Raw genomic sequence first — 17,184 nt, 5'->3', positions numbered from 1 at the left:
GCAGGAATTCGGCGAGCAGGTTTAGTGCGAACGCTACCGATATCAGTCTTGCCTATAAAAAAAGCTTTAAAAAGGAAGGTCACGAACTCGATTTCCTTTACAATTCGAGTTTTGGAAACAATACCATCAATGCTTCGCAAAATTCTGCGTACCTGAACGGGAATTATCCTACAACAGGATTGATCAGCTCAAATCCGGGTAAAGAAAATGAAACTGAAATGTCGGTAAACTATACTTTACCAGTAAGTAAAAAATTCACCCTCGAAAGTGGCGCAAAACTGGTTATCGACAACCTGAACAATAATGTAATTACCGATACTTTAACGGCAAACGGCACTTATGTTAACAATGCAAACCAAACCTATGGCTTTAATTACAAAAGGAATATTTATTCGGCATATTTATCGGCATCTTTTTCACTTTTTAAAGATTTTATTACCGGAAAAGCAGGGCTTAGGTATGAACGTACAGGCAAAGTGGCCAACTTTTCGGGAGCAGAAATTGCCGGTTATAATACTTTTGCACCATCCTTTACCCTACAGCATAAACTGGATGAAACGCAATCGATCAAACTTTCATATACCTACCGGATAGAAAGGCCCGATTACGGCGACCTGAATCCTTTCTACAACATCAGCGATCCACATAATATCAGCACGGGCAATCCGCTGCTAAAACCTGAAATAGGCAATAATTTCGAACTTGGATACAGCAAAAACTTTAAAAATGGTGCGAATATTTATTTTGCAGGCTATTATCGCAGAAATACCGACGATATGCAGCAGCTTACCACCTACTATGATGTGCTTATGATAAACGGCATTGATTATGCTGCTGTTTCATTAACGCAGAGGTTTAACCTGGGTACGCAAACGAGCATTGGTGCGAGTTTATTTGCTTCGGTTCCGGTAACAGAAAAATTAAACCTGCGCACCAATATACAGGCTGGCAACCGCAATAATGTATCGCCGGGGTTGGCAAGTGTTAGTGCTTTTGCATACCGGGCCAATCTGAATGCAAGTTATGAATTTGGAAATAATTTATTGGCTGAAGTATTTGGCAACTACAACTCTTCCCAAAAAAACCTGAGAAGCACAAGGCCATCTGTTTTTAATTATAGCCTGGCGTTGAGAAAACAGTTTTTAAATAAAAATGCAAGTATTGGCCTCACCGCTGCAAATCCTTTTAATAAATACATCACCCAAAAACAGACCAGTTTTGGACCAAATTTCGACCAAACCAATCTGAGGTTGGTGCCGGTACAATCATTCGGGATTACACTATCTTATAAATTTGGGAAATTACAGTTCAAAAAAGATGCGAAGGAAGACAATAGCCCACAATTACCGGATGTAGGTGGAGGAAGATAAAGATTGATTACTTAATAGTAACCCCACCTGCCCAGCCGGTCAGGCAAGGATGCACACAGATAAACACGGATTTATATCTGTGTGCATCCCTTTTTATCTCCGATAATTGGGACAAAAAGTGATTAAATTATCACCTACAGCTTAAACTGAAGCGTTAAATAATAAGTTCGCGGATCGGAAGGCAAAATGCCGGGCCCCGGATAACCATCAGCCCGCCTTGTAAAATATTTTTCGTTCAAAAGATTATTAATACTGCCCGAAAGGGTAAACCATTTCCAGTTGTAACTGGTCGAAAAATCTACAATCTGGTAAGCAGGTACAATCCCATCTACAGCTGTTGGGGTACTCTCGGCATTTGTAGCATCAGAAAATTGTTTTTCTACGTAAGAATATTGCAAACTGGCATTAAAAATTTTGTTACCAAATGATAAACCGGTACGGAACAATAACGGTGGCACAAATTCTACTTCTTTATCCTTAATTGCGGTATTATTGGTGTTGATGTAACGGGCATTTATCAGCGAAAAATTGGTGTAGGCCACCAGTTTATACTTGCTCGCACCCTGGGTAAAGGCTTTTAACAAATCAGCTTCTACCAAACTCTCGAAACCTATATTGCGGCTATCGGCCACATTTGTCCTTAAACGGTAAATCATGTTGCTGGCATCGGTGGTAAAAACCGAGCCGATCCGGTCGTTGTATTTCAGGTAAAACACACTTAGGTCGTAATATAGCCAATCTTTTAAATTTCCCCTCACACCACCATCGGCAGTATATCCCCTTTCGTCTTTCAATAAAGAATCTACCCTCGCGTTCTGGTTCTGCACCCTTAAATCAGTGAAGTTTATCGACCTGTAATTCTGCGAAATATTGGCATAAAGCTCAACGGCAGGATGTGGTTTATAAGAAGTACCTATACCAAAAAGTATAAATGAACGTGGATTGCTTTTATTGTCGGTTTTAATCAGATCGGGAACACCGAATTGAAACTGGGTATAATTGCCTTTGGCACCCGTATAGATATACTCGAACCTCGCACCAGGCGTGATGCTCAGTTTAGGCGTTATCTGAAAGATATTTTCTGTAAAAATGGCTAGATTCGTACCCGGAAACCGGAAATCAGATTTATTCGCCTGGTTATTCAAAAAGTTAAAATCAGCTCCCGAACCGGTATCGGCATCACCCTGTTTTTTAAAAGTTAGTCCCTTATATGCCCTTGCACCTACCAGTAAACTATTGGTTTGCTTATTAAACAAGTTATATTGGTGCAATACCCTAAGCTCCGAACCGTAATTATCATATTTATCGGCCATCATATCCCTTGGTGTACCCTCGCCCGGATCGGGACGGTTGATATAGCTTAAAACCCCTAATGCATCTCTTCCGGCATCTAAATGATAGTTAATCCAATTCAGTTTGGTGCGCTCGCCAAGCTGATAATCGAGGCTTAGGTTAAACAAATTCCATTTTACCTTAAACCAGTTTCTTGCCCTAACCGATACCGAAGCATCTGCTTCGAACTGCTCATCTGTTAAGCCCCCCGGCTGTTGTGCCAGGTAATCCATGTGGGTATATTCGGCAGTTAATTTCAGTTTGCCGGTAAAAGCATAATCTAAGTGGGCATAAGCTGTATTTTGGTCGAAATGTCCGTTTGGCCGCCAACTATCCCCTTTTTTATATTGATAAAAGGCATAATAATTCAATTTTTTAACCTGCCCGCCAATGCTGTTAAATGAATTTAAAAAACCGTACGAACCCAGGGTTTGTCTGCTTGTAAATTCAAAAGGTTTATCCGTAGGGCCTTTTTTCATTTTGAAATTGATCATACCGCCAAATTGCGTACCATACTGCAAACTTGCGGCACCCCTTACAATTTCAATCCTGTCTAAAGCTTCGGTTGGTGGGGTATAATAACTTTCGGGATAACCAAGTGCATCGGCACTAATGTCGTATCCGTTCTGCCTCATATTAAAGTTAGATACCCTGCTTGGGTTAAGTCCACGGCCACCAATGCCCAATTGTAAACCACCGCCATCATATTCCCAAATATTTAAACCTGCAACACGGGCATATACCTGCCGCGCATTATTGGTAGCTAAATTGGCATTTATATTTTTGAGGTTGATTACTTCGGTTTTTTTACCGGCATATATGGCGGTTCCTTCTACCTGGTTCAGTTTATCGGCAACTTTATCGTTTATTTTGGTAATGTCTACTGCATCAAGCTCAATGGCCTTATCCAATTGCAGTATGATATCCATCTGCGCATTGCGATCAATGATTTCGATTGTTTTTTTAACGGTTGCAGCACCTACAAAAGAGATGGCGATGTTATATTTTCCGGCCGGTAAATCTTTGAATGCAAACTCACCATTAGCACCGCTTACCGTGGCTCTGCCCAGGTTTTTCAGCGTAATGGTTGCGCCTTCGACCGGTTTTTGCAACAAAGTTATTTTGCCGGCTATTTCAAATTGCTGGGCTTTGGCAAAAACAGTGATCAGGCAAAAAAACAATATGTATGTTATTCTCATGTACTAGGGTTTTGGATTAAATGGCAAAATCCATTTATAATGTTTAAAACTAAGGTCTTGGCTGGCCAGATCGACACTGCTATCAACAAAACCGGCAGATCTGCTCCCATTTAGGGTTACATAAACCTGGGCGTAAACCTCTGGCTCTTTAATGCCTTTTTGGGTGTAAATCTGTTTAAGATAATGTGCGTATCTTAAAATAAGATCGGCTTGGGTGGCCATCATTTTTTCTTGCTGCGCACTCAGAAAATCGGCGTTGTTTATTTCGAAGGTCTGTTTTGTTGTTTTATCACGGACATAAAAAGTTGCCGTGCCCACTTTTTCCATCAACATTACCCGCCACGAAAAGCGATAGCCCTCTTCTGTCCAGAACAATGGTCCTGGGTAAGCAAGGTATCTGAACGGGATAATGATCTGCAAGAGAAAAAACAGTGCAAAAAAAGTTAACATCCCCTTTTTAAAAGCAGGTTGGTAAAAGATATGTTTACTTTTAAAATTTTCAACCGAAGCATAAAAGAAGCCCAATAATTTAAGGTGAAAATTACCGCTGAAATAAATCAAGGTGCTTAATACCATAATATAAGGGAACATCCCTATCGCCGGGAAGAATATGGCCGTTGCAATGTGAAAAGCCAGTACGGCAAGATAAGCTACGAAACGCGTTTTACGGTTTAATAAAAAAAACACAATAAAAAGATCGTACAAAGCACCGAACCAGCTAAAAAAATAAGCCATCCACGCTTTGTACATCAAATTGCCTATAAGGGGCAAGTGACTTTTTGTGGGCAGCCAGATTTTCATTGGTTGTGCTGCAAGCAGCCAATCGGGATTTAGTTTTGCAAGTCCCGCGAAAATATAAACAATCGCTAGCTGTAACCTGATACTGCCTACCATCCATTTTGGTACTTCGGTTATGCGCGTAGCTGGGTTCAATTTTACATCTATAGCAAAAAACCGTCCTGCAGGCAACCATATCATTATAAAACTAACCACACTGATAAAATAATAGTGGTTTAAATAATAGGTTACATCAATCAGCTCTACATAGGTAAAAAGCAGAAAAAAAGTAACGATGGCAAAACGGTACCAGAAGCCCAGCGCAATGGCAAGGGCCGATAAGGCAATACCGATAAAAACAAGGTGCATCCCCATACTGTTAAGCGGTTGCACCCAGTTAAATCCCATAAAAGTAAAATGATATTTTGGAGTAACGTATTGTGTGGTAATCCACCCGTTAAGCCAAAAACGAATAGTACTTAGCAGCATAATGCTGCCAAATAATATCCGGAATGTAATTAATGGCGCAACCGGTACGGGTAACTGCATCCACTTTATGGCTTTGTTAATCGCCGTCATTATCTACATAAGAAATCTGTACACCCAATTTAGATACAGCATCGGTTTTGATTAACCTTAGTAAAAGTTGTATTTCTTTGTTTGCATCCTCAATTGCAGGCTTATTGTTGGCCAATGCCGATGATAAAGGAGCTGGAATTGCTTTTAATTTGGCATCAACCACACTAAATTGGTTTATTATATCATCCCTTAACTGTTTATTACCCAGGGCTACCAATAAATCGGATATTCCTTTACCACTATTATTACCGGTAAACATATTTTTAAGACCGTTCATATTCTCTATCGCCAAATCGAGCGATAAACCTGAATAATAAGCTTCGCAAAGTTCAGGAAACTGAACACCTCCAGATTGTGTACCAAAAGGCCAGCCAATGCGTGGACCTTTGAGCATATCCATTTCGTAAGCAAACTGGTTTAACATGTAACTGATCGGACTGCCCGAATTGCTCTGTGTGTTCGAAATAAACTGGCCACGATAAGTGCTTTTCCAGGTTGATAAGGTTTGATCTAACAGGCTTTTTATCCTGGTAAGTACATCCTGAACATACCTTTTGCGGTTTGCACTGTTGGCATCTGCAAATTTGGCAACGGCATCGTTAGCAAAAAACAGGTAATCCAAAGCCGGGAAACCTTGTTGGTGTATGGCCGAGTTCTGCACCAAATTCCAGCTGCCATTGGCAATATTTTCTTCCATGATGGCCAGATCGGTTTTTTCGCCAACTTTTTTCATGGTGTTGGCCGGTAATGTGTTAATAAAACCAATGAAAGCAATATTCCTCGAAGGACCGAATTCTAACACCGAAATACGTTCTACCTGCAGATAACTGTCTTTAAAAACAGTTTTTAATGCTGCCTGCGTTGTTGCATTGGGTGTAGCTAAAAAAGCACTTACCGCAGTTTGCAGCAATGTTAATTTTTGCTGTGTTTGCTCGTAGGCCGGTATAATTAAATTATCGGCATAATTGGTTAACATGGCTGCCTTATCAAAACCATTCGTAGTTGGTTCATCAGTAGGATTACTTTTTTTAGAACACGAAATGTAAAAAAGCACCAATAATACCGACGCAACAGAAATCCCTATTTTATTTATTCTAGCCATCATATTTTTTTTAAAATTCAAAAACTCTCTGTACGATAAAGTACAGAGAGTCCTGATATCAGTTATATTTTATTAATTATTAAAGACCGTATGTTGCTTTTAATATTCCCTGGGCCTCAACCAATTTAGGATAGCCTGGTGCGTTTAACAAAGTATAAAAGCTGGTGTTGATAATTTCGTTCAGCTTGGTATAGTTTGCTGCAGTAAGTTTACTGGTGGCAGGTCTGTATTTAAAAGTAGAAATAAAACCCCAGGCTTCTGATAAGGCATGGAACTTAGCTCCTGGCCATACACCCAAACCAACATCGCCGGTAGTAGGAGAAGTAACATATTCTAATGCAGCAGCTGCAGCCAGTTGCTCCCATTTGTCTAAAATAATCTGGATCTGTGCATCACGTACTTTAACATCTTTAGCACCTATTGCAGCTCTTCCGGTTAAAAAGGCATTAAAAATTACTTCACCAGCTTTGATACCTTTACCGCGTTCCCATAAATAACCGCCCCAGGCCAACGGTTTTTTCGGATCACCGGTAGCCAGCTTAGTATAATCTACAGTTGGATCATAATCGACCGGAACATTCAAATAACCAAAAGCTTCATCAAAATGTTGTTTTTGCAATTCAATGGTTGCATCAGTTTTTACATTTGCCAATAAATCGATTGCCTGTTTAAGCAATAAACTTCCCATTAAACCTTTGGCAATACCTTGTTGATATTCGAAACCCTTACCATCAACAGCTACTTTCGTTGTGGCTGTACGGTTTACGTAACCAGCAGTTCCATCGCTGCCCACAGCAGCTAAAGATTGGCTAGCGGTAACCAGATTATCTACTATAGCTTTAAAAGTCGTACCATCGGTAATTTTTCCGGCAATATTTACACCCGAAGTATTCAATGTAGCATCGGTAAAAGGATTGTTGCTATTGTTCCATAAATTGTTGGCTTTTGTAGCATCTAATGATACAGCACCAGAACTGCCGGTAGTAGTATATCCGGTTAGTTCAGCCCACATTTTTACACGTGCGGTTGATGAAGCATATTTAGCATCAGTAAAATTATAGGTTTTTGGTACATCATATGGCGCAATAACTTCATCTTCTACCTTATCTTTTTTACATGATGCAAGGCTTAAAACTGCAAGGGCTACTAACGCCGAGTGTTTAAAGTATTTGTTTTTCATTTTATTGATTATATAATTTTTATTGATTTCAATTTGTATTAAGTCTAAATAAGCCTTATTCTTGTGCAAAGATTAAAACCGATTCTAAAGTTTTTCTAAAGAATTGGAATTTTTCAGATTTTTTTTTTAGAAAATCCAACTAATCATGAAACTACTATTTGTGGAAGACGAGCCGGTTCTACTGGACGAGATGCTCGCCTATTTTTCGTCGGATGGAAACATCTGCGAGCAGGCAAATGACTTTGGACAGGCTGTTGAAAAAATAAATACTTATGCTTACGATGGAGTTGTATTAGACATTACGCTTCCTGATGGAAACGGAATAGACCTGATTTCTCAGATCAGGGCCTGCCAGATGGGAACCGGTATTTTGATCCTATCTGCAAAAAACTCGCTCGCCGATAAAGTAAACGGATTAAACCTGGGTGCAGATGATTATTTAACAAAACCCTTTTACCTGGAAGAACTGAGTGCCAGGGTAAATGCACTCTACCGCCGGAAAGCTTTACAGGGGGAAGAAAACATCCTCTTTGATGGATTTACGATCGATACTGCCGGAAAGTGCCTGCTGTTCGGGAAAGAAGAAATTAAACTCACCAAAAAAGAATACCAGCTTTTAATCTATTTTGTGGTTAATAAAAACCGGGTGGTGAGCAAATCGGCAATAGCTGAACACATTTGGGGCGACAGTTTTGATGAAACTGATAATTTTGATGTGATTTATGTACACATGATGAACCTGCGTAAAAAACTAATTAAAACCAATGGAACCGACTATATTAAAACAGTTAGGGGCCTTGGATATAAATTTACCTGGTAATGCGCCTGCTCACCAAAAGTAATCTCAATTACATCTGGCTCACCGTTTCGGTACTTTTATTGAGCGGTTTTTTACTTTACCGTTTTTTGTATATCGAAATTTCGGAAGAGATTAAAGAACAGCTCGAATTGCAGGAAAATATGGTAACATCAGAGCTGAAAAAAGGTAGTGCAGTACATTTCCCATTAGTTGTTGTAAAAGAAATTGATCAAAATACTGCGCTCAATGTTCCCGTTTTTAAGGATACGCTCATTTATGACCATATCCAGCGCAAGAGTGAAGGATATTACCTGCTCCGCCAATCCAGAAAAATAAAAAACAAAATTTACAGTATACAGGTAATGACCACCTACATTGGATGGGGCCATTATTCGCGCGCTATTCTTTTTATTTTTCTCTTTATTGCGATCATGTTGATTGTGGTTGGTGCCGTAATGAACTATGTACTGAACAGGGCAATATGGAATCCCATGAAAATTAACCTGAAAAGATTAAAAAATTACTCTGTTTCTTCAGATCGGGCATTGCTTTTGGAACATTCGAATATCGACGAATTTAAGGAGCTTAATCAGGTAATCATCGAACTTGCTACACGCGCAAAAGGAGAATATAATACGCTTAAAGAATTTACAGAGAATGCTTCGCACGAAATCCAGACGCCTTTATCCATCATCCAGGGCAAACTCGATAGGATGAGCCAGATTGACCAGAGTAATGAGATGACCAATATTATCAGCGATGCCAAATCAGCCGTTAACAGATTAACCAAAGTAAACAAAGGGCTTTTGTTACTCGCCAAGCTCGAAAACGGAGGATTTCCGGACGAAAGTAATTTAGAATTGTCGCACTTACTTCTCCGTCAGATAGAACAGGTGGAAGACCTTATCGATCATAAAGAGATCCGCTTAAATACTGAAATCAAACCAAAAACACTTACGGCAAGCTCATCTTTAATGGAAATCCTGATTTCGAATTTTTTATCCAATATGATAAGTCACTCTCCGAAAGGTGCAAATGCAAAAATTATCCTTCTGCAGGACAAAATCTCATTCATAAATTCGGGCAACGTACTTTCATTTGATAAATCGAAGTTATTTAACCGTTTTGGAAAAAATATCATGGGCAAAACCGGCAACGGCTTAGGCCTACCAATCGTTAAACAGATCTGTTTGTTGTATGATTGGAACTTATCCTATCACTATACGAATGGGGAACATATTTTCGAAATTACATTTTAATTTATGCTGTAAAATGAGGATTCAACCACTTTTACTGAAAACCTAAATGCCAGTGACTATTATGGTCTGGATTCTTTTTTTAACGGAACACCCTTTTTAGGTTAAATCAGTATACATACAATGGTTTGTAAGGTTATCCTTTTTGCGCTATATTTAGTGCTGTAGAATGTCAGTTTTTTCCGATAAAGTATATTCAGGCCACATAAGGAATGTGCTTGCCAAAAATCCTAAATTCCAATAATAAAAAATTTGCAGATAAAATGAAACAGATTGAACCCTATATAAATTTTGACGAAGCGATACGTTCATTAGATAATGGAGGACGGTTTTATAACCTGCTAACCCATGCAGAAGATGGTATTATATCCCAGGCTGAAGTAGGAAAAATCGGTGGATTATTTAATGAAAAGCAGCAAACCATACTTTTCTTGGAGTTGGCTATTTCTAAACTAAATGCAAGCGACAAAGCAGAACTTATTTCGAAACTGGATGATAAGTTACAACTGAACTATCAGAAATATAAGGCGCAGGAATTATTGCCTTCTGAGGCAAACAGCATTGGCATTATCTCCTCTAATGCAATTATTACCGGATTTCCAAAAATGAAGGAATCCAAATCAGATTTTACAGGTTTTATTCTGATCCCCATCTCTACCGGTAAATCTATGACCTTTGTTACTGTACCCATCATTGATCAGTACGACATCTATGAAATCAGGGATGAAGAATCATCTGAAACTTTTCTGATCGCCCATGCCAAAGATTCGATCAAACTTCCTGAGCAAAAAATCAAGGTTGCAGGCGTTTTAAAAGAATTAAAGATGAAAAAAGACAGTATTGAAAGTTCCAGGAAATTCCTTGAAATTAATTACTTTTTAAATTTAGATTAAGAAATAAATTTAAGCCCCTTATCCATCGAAAAAAAGCTTATATCCTTTTTTCATCAGTTATTTTGGAAGACTAATTGCTTTGATTTTTGTCTTCTGAAGAAATTTTTTGGCTTCGTCATCCCATAACGGTTCAAGCTGATCTGTAGTTTTTCTCTTGCTGTATCTGACCAATTCTTTATAAAGTACCGGTTCTTTGAAATATACATAAAGCGTTAGCGGATTTTTTTGAGTCCTCCTTCTGAGGTCCTCATCCTTATCCGAATAAAAATGAAAAACCAAAAAATTTGTTTTACCAGTTTTTTCGTCCCAACTGCCCGAGACAAAATTATGTATAGGAAGCTCAACAGCATTGAAGAAAACATCCATTCTTTTGTTCAGATAATAATCGGCATCATTTTCAAAATTATATTTCATATATGCAACCGTATCACCTTTGAAAGACTTAAAACTTTTGTAAGCAGGGGATTTCTTGGTCTTTTTTTGAAACACAATTACTGAATCTTTTCCATCCACTTTTTCCGCAGTCTGTTTACAACTGCCAACTGCATAACAGAGCACGAAAAACAAAAATAACTGGTAATTTTTCATAATTTATTTAACTACTCAAAAAGGTCCATTTCGATCATGCCATTACTGTTAGAAACATTGTTTTATACAGCCTCCAAATAACTTTTAGCCTAACAAAAAAAATCCAAGTTATCCTTAAAGGGATAAACAAGAGAAACAAAAAGGCTACCGATTAATATTGGTTGCCTTATAACTGTTTAAAGATTTGTAAGGCTTTCAGCAAACCGATCGGCACGCATCTGTGCTAAAGCGGTATTCATCAGTGTTTTTCCGTACATCAACTGACCATCGTACTCAGCTAATGAAATCTTACCACTTCCTATAAGTGCACCAAACGACGCCATGTCCATACCCTCCATCTCCTGATTATGCTTAAAATCTGCAGATTTTGCATGGAATGCCAGTTGGAACATCATTAGAGAATAAATGATCCGACAGACCGGACGCATGAGATAGAAACAGGCTTTTTGATGGTCGTTTGGCGCTTTACCGAAATAAGTTTTCAGAAATGCATTTTCATCTTCAATTGTATGTACGAAATAATTCGCTGCATTTGCCAGGTCGATATAGCGGTTGTTGATAGAGGCTACATCCCAATCAATGATCCAAATATTCTTTCCGTCGCAAAGGATATTATTAGGATTCAGATCGTTATGGCTAAATACAAGGTCGGCGCGCTCGAGCGGATATTTTTCTTTTATCTGGCCGTATAGTTCAAAACATTCTTCAAATGTTACTCCGCCCAACTTGTTTGTACTTTTAAACCAGTCAATCAGACCATCTACGGTTGCAAAAAGATCAGTAACCTTGCTATGGGAAATAACTGCATGCATTGCCCTGATCTTTTCGGCAAGTTTTACAGCGAGCTGATCAGGGCTGAAAATCCCCCTAACCGGCTTGTTATCTATAAAAGTACTGATAATAATGCCTTGTTCAGGATTGTTGTAGTAGAGCTTTGGTGCCACACCGGCATCGGATGCAAGCAACAAGTTATCGGAAAACACGCTATCGCGTTCGGCGGGTGGATTAAGTTTTAATGTATAATTTTTATTTTCGGCTGCGAACCTATAAACTAACGAGCCTGACAATCCTCCCGATAAAAGAGAGATTTCGGTTATGGCAATACCTGGTAAAATTTGCTTTAGGGCGCTTTGTACTGCCTCTATCCTATCGGCTGGCAAAGTAGAAAAAAGATCTGGGAACATTACTTTCAAAGGAATTTAAAATGTTTGGCAAATTTAAAAAGTTTTCGGGCAACAAAAAAAACTCTAAGTTCTCCTTAAAGGGGTTTAAAGCAGTGGGCCTCACTGGATGTTTAACACAGTTTTCCTATCTGATCTTCGTAAAATCGTCGATTTGGCTAAAAAATTGTGTTTGGAAGAATAAAATCTTGCACAAAAACCAAATAAAAAAGGCGGAACATTTGTCCGCTATGAGAGAAAGAGTAAAGTAAAACGAAATAAGTAAAGCTACTTTGAAAACAGCTTTACAAAAAGAGAAAAGCCAATGATCGTGCAGATTGCAACAATGATCAGTTTAAAATAATTCTGCTGTCCTGCAGGATTAAATGGTGGTTTGATCGTCGCAGGTATTTGCTTTCCCTGCACATTCAAAAGCCCGCCGGTATGAAAGCGGAGTTTAGAATTAAGCGCAGCACAATCAAAAGCCACTAGATCTTCATGTTTATTGAACATATCTTTAAATATAAAGATCTAATATAAGTTATAAATCCAATTAAAAAGCATTTATGGATTTGCAAGAATCTCTATTCCCAAAAATGCTTCAATCTTTAATTGTTGCCAAAAATTCTTTAATCGCAACAGTCAATTCCTCCGGCTTTTCCGACTGGATAAAATGTCCGCAATTATCGATTTTGCAGAGCTTAAGATCAGTTGTTAAAGCGGGCAGGGAATTTTCAATCATGTGATATCCAGATCCGCCTATACCTAACACAGGGACATTGATTTTTTGATAATATTTATTGTCCTCAATGTCATTAACAAAAGCTTTGTACCAACCATTCGCTGCACGTATGCCCGTCGGGATATTGTAAGTCCTTGCATATACGGAGCGGTCGAAAGCATTTATCGCATCGCTTTGGACCGACAGGCCATCAAAAACCGAGTCCAAAATAAAAGAATAGCGGCCCTCAAGAACTTTTTCCGGTATTTCGTCCACTTGATTGAATGCAAGCCACCATGGATAGAACATTCCGGGTATGGGAAGCATTGGCAACTTGTAAATGGATTCATCCACCGGCGGAGTGTCCATAATGATCAAACTGGAAGTCAGTTCGGGATATACCGCTGCAAAACTGTAGGCAACAGCCGCGCCGATATCGTGTCCGGCAATATGCACTTTTCCCAAATCTAGTTTTTTAACCAGTTCCGCTACATCAGATGCCATCTCTTTTTTGCGGTAGCCCGATGTGGGCTTAGAAGAATTGCCCATGCCGCGGATATCCAAGCTGATCACCCGGAAATGCTTAGCCAGTTCTGGCATGATCTTATGATAGGACCACCAGGTTTCCGGCCATCCTGGCAAAAATATCAGGGGCTGCCCCGCTCCGCCTTCCACATAGTGTAATGTAATATCATTTACCTGTACTTCCCTGCTTTCAAAAGATCCAAGACTAAGTGCAAGTTCCCGATCATTTGGCACCAAAATGCCTCCTGTATTATCCATAGTCAATTATTTTTGTTTTAGTTTAATTCCAATGCTCCGGGCAAAAGATTTCCATGCATAAGGCTTAACATCATTTACAGCAACATCGCCCGATTCGATGGCGGTGATGGTTGTGCTGATCATGCCGTCAAACAGAAAAAATACCCAATGGACGCTTATATCATTATTAATGATCCCATCTTTCTGCAGGACAATAACAAGTTCGCGCCACTTCAATTTGACGTTATCATCCAAATCATTTTTGTCATGATCACTGAAAAGCTTGGGCTGTTCGCGTTGTTGGAGCTTATTTAAAAAAGCATATTTATAATTGCAGTCTATACCTGCATACAGCATCCGTTCCAATTGTTTCAGCGGCTCCTGGCTACTGTTATAAGCCTGATTCATTGCTGCCTTACAGATCAGCATCGTCTCTTTTCTGCACGCCGATATCAATTGCTCACGGTCTTTATAGCGTCGGTATAAAGTTCTGCGGGCCACACCTGCTTTGTCTGCAATTACATCAAGTGGCGCGGAAAAATCATTGCCCAAAACCGCTATCGCGGCCTGTATTATCTGCTGATCATTAACCATGCACAAATATACGCAAAATGACACAAATTTGTGTCATTTTTCTTTTTGCTGAGTTTTAAATCTGCATTACATCTGACTGAGATGCCTCACCCTTTTAACGTAGATCTTTGAGGATTTAATTCAGACAAATCAGTTACAGCGTCCTTTTTAATTTAAACAAACGATAAATGGCATAAATCCCAGGTACCATGGGTAATATAGCTGTCCACATCCCCGGAAAATAATACTTTCCGGTTGTACCGAAGTAATAGTTACGCATATTAGCAATCAATTCTCCATGGACAGGCATTGTAATGGGATCTGGCGTTGCTGAGTTTAGTTCGGGTCTGATCAACGGAAAAATAAAGTGCGTAAACTCCGCTACTCCGGGGCCGATAAAGATAAACCAGGCCACGAAACCGGCAATCGGGATCTTACGGTATAAGCCGAGGGCCGTAAGGGTATAAATTGTTGGTCCAACCAGCGCGAAAACCATTAAAAAACTTTTCTCGCTCCATGGAATACCAAAAAGTCTGCTCATTGCCGGCGCAAAACCAGTAAGGTATTCTTCTATAATGTGAATCTGAAGACCTGCCACAGTGAGCAGAAAAAGCGGCAAAATAATTTTCGGATCCACAGGATCTTTCAGATAGGTAAAATACCAACATACCAAGCCAATCAGCGCAGATCCGCCCACAATAAGAACCGGAGGTAATCCGATAGCCAGATAACCCATTACCGGTGCAACAATGGTAAAAACAACCGCAACGATTAAGCTTAATTTTTGCAGTACAGAAAACTTTGCTTTCATAAACATTAGATTAATGATCAAACCTAGCAGATCTTTGGCAGCGAAAATTTATCAAATGATAAAAAACTATATTATGGCCCTGATCCTGCTTAACGAAACCTGTGTAATACCAAGATAACTGGCCATATCGCCAAGACTGATGCGTTGCACCAGGTCCGGATTCTCCCCTAAAAAGTTTTCGTAACGTACAGAAGCCTGTTCTTCCAGTATCTCACCGATCCTCGACATCATATTTACCGAAGCCATGGAAATCAGTTTTCTGAAGAAAGTTTCTGCCGTATGGAAACGCGCACAGAGTTTATCCATATCTGTTTTTGATATGCGCGTAAGTACCGTATTTTCCAAAGCCTCTACTGCATAAGCCGACGGCTGTTGAGCAAGGTAACTATCCAAAACGGTGAACATGTTTCCCTCTGCAAAAAACCGCATAATGAAAGACCTATCTTTGCTTTCAAACCATGTTTTAACCAATCCACTGTTAATAAAATACACATATCTGCAGATACCATCCTGCTTTAATATGGTTTCTCCTTTATTAAAACGCACGGTTACCAGTTGTTGAGAAAATATGGTAGCTGCATCATTCCCCAAAGGACATAGACGTTCTACAAAACCAATAAAATCCCGCTTGTACTTATCCTGTTCCATCTACATATTACATAATTTGCGTTATAATGCTTTTTTGCGCTATAAAAACATATCGGATAAATTACAGATAATCAAGCAGGAATGTTTTTGAAAAATAATTTACGCCTGGCAAATCGGATAGCGGGCTTCAAATAGGCAGCGCACAGAAATTGGGTACAATGGTGAATGATAGATAATAATTATTTTTCGTATAGTTTGGGTCAACGAAAAAAAACCCTTCAAGTTATCCTTAAAGGGGTTTAAAGCAGTGGGCCTAACTGGATGTTTGACGCAGTTTTTCCTATCTGATTTATGCAAAATCGCCGATTTGGCTAAAAATTTGGATTTAGAAAAAAAGCTATAAAAACGTCAATTCAGCATTGGAAAAGTTCAATACCTTTGTCTCGTCCTGCTATAACTTGTCATTAAAATTTATTTTTTCCTCATCACCCATTCATTATCTTTTGGGTTGATGTCTGCATCATATTGATCACCAAGTACGATTGAATTAATTTTATGGCTGTTTGCGATAGGGATATTTAACTGGTTGGAATGCTGCCACACCGTTACTTTCTTTGATATATTTACACGTTTGCCATTGGAATAGGTTGCTGATCATGAAAATTTTTCAATGGCAACAATAAACTGGACATGCTGTGTATTTCAACGGAACTGGTTAGTCTGTTTGCAATTCCCGAAAATCATTGCCTTATTTTACCGGCGATCATCTTCTGGTTTTCAGTTTCCGTTAGCTGTCTGTAAAATTGCATATCGACATTCGCTGGACGCATCCTGACCAGGGCATCTGACTTTTCCCCTACTGTAAGATCCGATAGATATATTTTCTTTATGGCCCGGGCCGTTGTCCTTATTGCCTTTAAAATAGCAAAAAATCTTCTGTCGTTAAAAACCACAGCGTGTATATCTTTTTGTCCTGAGCGGTATTCGCTGTTAGATGCTTCGCTGTATGCCCATTGGAGTTTATCCAGAAGCTCCAAACGCGCATTAATTTCCATAAGGGCTTCTTCCGGCAGATCGAAACCTTTTATACCTGCTATCGAATTATTCCGGGTTATAAATGTCAAGCCTTCAATCTCAACCCCACATTCACCAGGCTGCCTGAAAAGGTACGCTGAGCATGGCAACTGCCTGATATCGTATGATTCCTTTCTAACCAGCTTCCTATTAAAGCTGATACGGGTGTCTGCCAAAATCTCTGTGGATACGGTACCGGTGGTTTGGGCCCTGGCATTTGATACAACAGATAATAGCACGAGAATGGTGAGAACGTTTTTCATCCGGCAAAGTTAACCTTATCAATCTTTCCACGTATTAGGTGGACAAAATATCTGGATGACAATTATCAACCGTATGCCTTTAGGGCCTGCAAGGGCATATCAGAAAAGTAAATTTTTATCAGATTGATCAAAAATGTGTAGAATATAAAATACAAAA

16 protein-coding genes are annotated in these 17,184 nt (G+C 39.2%); 4 read left to right on the top strand and 12 right to left on the bottom strand.

Going from position 1 to position 17,184, the window contains the following annotated elements; translation table 11 throughout:
* Positions 1–1,370 (top strand): outer membrane beta-barrel family protein (locus B2V92_RS12205; protein ID WP_293308277.1); only part of this gene is annotated, 1,370 nt, incomplete at its 5' end.
* 134 nt (positions 1,371–1,504) lie between these two features.
* On the opposite strand, the gene B2V92_RS12200 is transcribed toward B2V92_RS12205, so the two are convergent.
* From B2V92_RS12200 to B2V92_RS12185, 4 genes are all read right to left on the bottom strand, one after another.
* A complete protein-coding gene (locus B2V92_RS12200; protein WP_293308275.1) occupies positions 1,505–3,901 on the bottom strand; it encodes a TonB-dependent receptor in 2,397 nt (798 codons plus the stop codon).
* Between the two features lie 3 nt (positions 3,902–3,904).
* Positions 3,905–5,257, bottom strand: a complete 1,353-nt coding sequence (locus B2V92_RS12195; protein ID WP_293308273.1) for an HTTM domain-containing protein — start codon at positions 5,255–5,257, stop codon at positions 3,905–3,907.
* Positions 5,244–6,362: an imelysin family protein gene (locus tag B2V92_RS12190; RefSeq protein WP_293308271.1), complete on the bottom strand. Its 1,119-nt coding sequence runs from the start codon at positions 6,360–6,362 to the stop codon at positions 5,244–5,246. The genes B2V92_RS12195 and B2V92_RS12190 overlap by 14 nt, the downstream gene beginning before the upstream one ends.
* A gap of 76 nt (positions 6,363–6,438) precedes the next feature.
* Positions 6,439–7,539 carry a DUF4856 domain-containing protein gene (locus tag B2V92_RS12185; RefSeq protein WP_293308269.1) on the bottom strand — a complete coding sequence of 367 codons (1,101 nt, stop codon included), beginning with the start codon at positions 7,537–7,539 and terminating at the stop codon, positions 6,439–6,441.
* A gap of 145 nt (positions 7,540–7,684) precedes the next feature.
* Here B2V92_RS12185 and B2V92_RS12180 point away from each other — a divergent pair, with 145 nt between their 5' ends.
* The 3 genes from B2V92_RS12180 to B2V92_RS12170 all read left to right on the top strand — a co-directional run bounded on the left by B2V92_RS12180 (position 7,685) and on the right by B2V92_RS12170 (position 10,487).
* The gene (locus B2V92_RS12180) at positions 7,685–8,359 is read left to right on the top strand and encodes a response regulator transcription factor (protein WP_293308267.1); all 675 of its coding nucleotides are present in this window, start codon (positions 7,685–7,687) and stop codon (positions 8,357–8,359) included.
* A complete protein-coding gene (locus B2V92_RS12175) occupies positions 8,359–9,597 on the top strand; it encodes a sensor histidine kinase (RefSeq protein ID WP_293308265.1) in 1,239 nt (412 codons plus the stop codon). The genes B2V92_RS12180 and B2V92_RS12175 overlap by 1 nt, the downstream gene beginning before the upstream one ends.
* A 260-nt stretch (positions 9,598–9,857) precedes the next feature.
* The gene (locus B2V92_RS12170; protein WP_293308263.1) at positions 9,858–10,487 is read left to right on the top strand and encodes a hypothetical protein; all 630 of its coding nucleotides are present in this window, start codon (positions 9,858–9,860) and stop codon (positions 10,485–10,487) included.
* A 57-nt stretch (positions 10,488–10,544) separates the two neighbouring features.
* Here the strand turns inward: B2V92_RS12170 and B2V92_RS12165 are convergent, their stop codons facing one another.
* The 8 genes from B2V92_RS12165 to B2V92_RS12130 form a co-directional block, all read right to left on the bottom strand.
* The gene (locus B2V92_RS12165) at positions 10,545–11,000 is read right to left on the bottom strand and encodes a hypothetical protein (RefSeq protein WP_293308261.1); all 456 of its coding nucleotides are present in this window, start codon (positions 10,998–11,000) and stop codon (positions 10,545–10,547) included.
* 251 nt (positions 11,001–11,251) lie between these two features.
* Positions 11,252–12,259 carry a phosphotransferase gene (locus B2V92_RS12160; RefSeq protein ID WP_293308259.1) on the bottom strand — a complete coding sequence of 336 codons (1,008 nt, stop codon included), beginning with the start codon at positions 12,257–12,259 and terminating at the stop codon, positions 11,252–11,254.
* A gap of 264 nt (positions 12,260–12,523) precedes the next feature.
* Positions 12,524–12,748, bottom strand: coding sequence for a hypothetical protein (locus B2V92_RS12155; protein ID WP_293308257.1), 225 nt, complete (start codon positions 12,746–12,748; stop codon positions 12,524–12,526).
* Between the two features lie 88 nt (positions 12,749–12,836).
* Positions 12,837–13,739, bottom strand: coding sequence for an alpha/beta fold hydrolase (locus B2V92_RS12150; protein WP_293308255.1), 903 nt, complete (start codon positions 13,737–13,739; stop codon positions 12,837–12,839).
* Between the two features lie 6 nt (positions 13,740–13,745).
* Complete coding sequence (locus B2V92_RS12145) at positions 13,746–14,312, bottom strand: TetR/AcrR family transcriptional regulator (RefSeq protein ID WP_293308253.1); 567 nt, start codon at positions 14,310–14,312, stop codon at positions 13,746–13,748.
* A 133-nt stretch (positions 14,313–14,445) separates the two neighbouring features.
* On the bottom strand, positions 14,446–15,102 hold the full coding sequence (locus B2V92_RS12140) for a hypothetical protein (RefSeq protein WP_293308251.1): 657 nt from the start codon (positions 15,100–15,102) through the stop codon (positions 14,446–14,448).
* A 66-nt stretch (positions 15,103–15,168) separates the two neighbouring features.
* Complete coding sequence (locus tag B2V92_RS12135; RefSeq protein ID WP_293308249.1) at positions 15,169–15,750, bottom strand: Crp/Fnr family transcriptional regulator; 582 nt, start codon at positions 15,748–15,750, stop codon at positions 15,169–15,171.
* Between the two features lie 680 nt (positions 15,751–16,430).
* On the bottom strand, positions 16,431–17,027 hold the full coding sequence (locus B2V92_RS12130) for a hypothetical protein (protein ID WP_293308247.1): 597 nt from the start codon (positions 17,025–17,027) through the stop codon (positions 16,431–16,433).
* Positions 17,028–17,184 lie beyond the last annotated feature (157 nt).

Origin of the sequence: Pedobacter sp. UBA5917 (assembly GCF_002432345.1) — a bacterium.
GTDB lineage: Bacteria > Bacteroidota > Bacteroidia > Sphingobacteriales > Sphingobacteriaceae > Pedobacter.
Note: the sequence above shows the minus strand (reverse complement) of the source record. Positions and strands in the feature narration are given on the sequence as shown.

Bases quoted from the DNA above. Each gene is read 5' to 3' on its own strand.
- B2V92_RS12200 (WP_293308275.1), bottom strand. From the start codon at position 3,901: ATGAGAATAACATACATATTGTTTTTTTGCCTGATCACTGTTTTTGCC.
- B2V92_RS12195 (WP_293308273.1), bottom strand. From the start codon at position 5,257: ATGACGGCGATTAACAAAGCCATAAAGTGGATGCAGTTACCCGTACCG.
- B2V92_RS12190 (WP_293308271.1), bottom strand. From the start codon at position 6,362: ATGATGGCTAGAATAAATAAAATAGGGATTTCTGTTGCGTCGGTATTA.
- B2V92_RS12185 (WP_293308269.1), bottom strand. From the start codon at position 7,539: ATGAAAAACAAATACTTTAAACACTCGGCGTTAGTAGCCCTTGCAGTT.
- B2V92_RS12180 (WP_293308267.1), top strand. From the start codon at position 7,685: ATGAAACTACTATTTGTGGAAGACGAGCCGGTTCTACTGGACGAGATG.
- B2V92_RS12175 (WP_293308265.1), top strand. From the start codon at position 8,359: ATGCGCCTGCTCACCAAAAGTAATCTCAATTACATCTGGCTCACCGTT.
- B2V92_RS12170 (WP_293308263.1), top strand. From the start codon at position 9,858: ATGAAACAGATTGAACCCTATATAAATTTTGACGAAGCGATACGTTCA.
- B2V92_RS12160 (WP_293308259.1), bottom strand. From the start codon at position 12,259: ATGTTCCCAGATCTTTTTTCTACTTTGCCAGCCGATAGGATAGAGGCA.
- B2V92_RS12155 (WP_293308257.1), bottom strand. From the start codon at position 12,748: ATGTTCAATAAACATGAAGATCTAGTGGCTTTTGATTGTGCTGCGCTT.
- B2V92_RS12150 (WP_293308255.1), bottom strand. From the start codon at position 13,739: ATGGATAATACAGGAGGCATTTTGGTGCCAAATGATCGGGAACTTGCA.
- B2V92_RS12145 (WP_293308253.1), bottom strand. From the start codon at position 14,312: ATGGTTAATGATCAGCAGATAATACAGGCCGCGATAGCGGTTTTGGGC.
- B2V92_RS12140 (WP_293308251.1), bottom strand. From the start codon at position 15,102: ATGAAAGCAAAGTTTTCTGTACTGCAAAAATTAAGCTTAATCGTTGCG.
- B2V92_RS12135 (WP_293308249.1), bottom strand. From the start codon at position 15,750: ATGGAACAGGATAAGTACAAGCGGGATTTTATTGGTTTTGTAGAACGT.
- B2V92_RS12130 (WP_293308247.1), bottom strand. From the start codon at position 17,027: ATGAAAAACGTTCTCACCATTCTCGTGCTATTATCTGTTGTATCAAAT.